The sequence below is a fragment of the Mycobacterium pinniadriaticum genome, assembly GCF_026242045.1.
Lineage (GTDB): Bacteria > Actinomycetota > Actinomycetes > Mycobacteriales > Mycobacteriaceae > Mycobacterium > Mycobacterium pinniadriaticum.
This window is the reverse complement of the sequence record NZ_JAPJDO010000091.1, coordinates 1-2,205: the sequence shown is the minus strand read 5'-3', so window position 1 is coordinate 2,205 and position 2,205 is coordinate 1. Positions and strand designations below refer to the sequence as shown.

Below are 2,205 nucleotides of genomic sequence, written 5' to 3'. Positions count from 1 at the left end.
GAAATCCGCCGCCTACGAAAAGCAAAACCTGACTGAAGACCCACCTTCAACAGCAGAAACCGCACCAAGATTAGCCGGATAACCGCAGTCCAAGGGCATCGTGGAGAACCTGTGCGGGTATGCCCAACGCGATCTGGCGGTGCCGCTGCTGACCGAGGCGGCTGTGGCCGGTACCGCGGTCGATCTGCGAGCGGCCAATACTGCGGCCGCGGCATGGTGCACGGAAGTCAACGCCGTGGTGCACTCCGAAATCGCGGCGGTCCCCGATGAGCGTTTGATCACCGAACGTGGACTGCTGCAACCACTGCCGTCGTTGCGCTTGCAGATCGGGGCAGCCTCAGTGTTGCGCAAGGTCGACCGACTGTCCTGTGTCCGCTACGGCTCGGCCCGCTACTCGGTGCCCACCCGGCTGATCGGCGCCACGGTAGCCGTCGTGCTCGATCACGGCGCAGTCTGCCTGGTGGAGCCCTCGACGGGGATGATCGTGGCCGAACACGAACTCACCGCACCGGGCAGTGCCTCGATCCTGGATGCCCACTACGACGGCCCCCGGCCGGCGCCGAGTCGAGGACCACGACCCAAGACCAGCGTGGAGAAGCAGTTCTGCGACCTCGGTGAGGACGCTGCAGCGTTCCTGGTCGGGGCTGCCGCGATCGGCAACACCCGCCTGGGATCAGAGTTGGAGATCCTGCTCGCTCTGGGAGCCGCCCACGGTGAGCAGGCGTTGGTCGCCGCCCTGCATCGGGCAGTGGCATTTCGCCGGTTCCGGGCCGCTGACGTGCGGTCCATCCTGGCCGCCGGAACCGGAACACCACAACCACGCGTGGCCGGCGACGCGCTGGTCCTGGACCTTCCAGTCGCCCCGATGCGTTCCCTGGACGCCTACAAGATCGGCACCGTCACCGGTGACGAGGTGATCTCGTGACCAAAGTATCACCGGTGACCGCCACCAAACCTGTTGCACCACCGTCAATCCCGTCGCTGACCGCTGACTTGGACGCCGGACTGCGCCGACTCAAACTCGCGGCGATCCGACGCACCGCGCCCGAGGTCCTGCTGACTGCCAAGACGCAGCGCTGGACCCCGGAGGAAGTGCTGCGCACCCTGGTCGAGACCGAACTGGCCGCACGCGACGCCTCCAACGTCGTCAACCGGCTCAAAGCCGCGGCATTTCCCGTGCCCAAGACACTCGACTCGTTCGACGTGGCCGCATCCTCGATCCAGCCGAAGGTGTTCGACTACCTGTCAAGTCTGGAATGGATACGCGCACAACAGAATCTGGCGATCATCGGCCCGGCCGGCACCGGCAAAAGTCACACCCTCATCGCACTGGGGACCGCGGCGATCCACGCCGGACACAAGGTCCGTTACTTCACCGCCGCCGACCTCGTCGAAACCCTCTACCGCGGCCTGGCCGACAACACCGTCGGCAAGATCATCGAGTCCCTACTACGGGTCGACCTGATCATTCTCGACGAACTGGGCTTCGCCCCGCTCGATGACACCGGCACCCAGCTATTGTTCCGGCTCGTCGCTGGGGCCTACGAGCGCCGCTCCCTGGCCATCGGCTCACACTGGCCCTTCGAACAATGGGGCCGGTTCCTGCCCGAACAGACCACCGCCGTCAGCATCCTCGACCGCCTCCTGCACCACGCCACTGTCGTCATCACCGACGGCGACTCCTACCGCATGAAAGACGCCCACCACCGAAAGGAGAGCCCTCAACCAACCTAGAAATCACCGCACGGGGTGGGGACTTTTACCTGGCCACCAGCGGGGACTTCCACTTGGCCATTGACATCAGTACGTGGCGATCGATCCGGCCGCCGCCTACGCCTCCGCGGTCCGCACGCCGGGGCTGTTGCCCAACGCCACCCTGGTGGTCGACCATTTCCACCTGGTGAAATTGGCCAACGACGCACTGACCAAGGTCCGCCGCCGCATCACCTGGGACCTGCGGGAGCGCCGCGGCCGCAAGATCGACCCGGAGTGGGCGAACCGGCGCCGCCTGCTACGTGGTCGGGAACGATTGTCGGGGAAGAGCTTTGCGAAGATGTGGAACCAGATCCAGGCCGAGGACCCCAGCGCACAGATGGGCCTTGCCCCGGTGTAGTGGACACGGGATTTGTGGTTACGCCGCTTGTGGCAGCGTAGCGAATGTGTGGTTGTTTTCGTAGGTGGCGGGGCTGGAATAGGCGCAGCGGG

2 protein-coding genes and 1 pseudogene are annotated in these 2,205 nt (G+C 65.3%); all 3 read left to right on the top strand.

Annotation, left to right across the window (positions count from 1 at the left end):
* Positions 1-82: 82 nt before the first annotated feature.
* Positions 83-925: pseudogene (locus tag ORI27_RS32745) on the top strand (Mu transposase domain-containing protein); the annotation flags it as partial.
* Entirely contained in the window at positions 922-1,734 is an 813-nt protein-coding gene (istB, locus tag ORI27_RS32740; RefSeq protein WP_266001408.1) for an IS21-like element helper ATPase IstB, read from the top strand. The pseudogene ORI27_RS32745 and the gene istB, both read left to right, overlap by 4 nt.
* Positions 1,735-1,807: 73 nt before the next feature.
* Positions 1,808-2,113 (top strand): transposase, encoded by a 306-nt coding sequence (locus ORI27_RS32735; protein WP_266001407.1) that lies wholly within the window; start codon positions 1,808-1,810, stop codon positions 2,111-2,113.
* Positions 2,114-2,205: the final 92 nt, after the last annotated feature.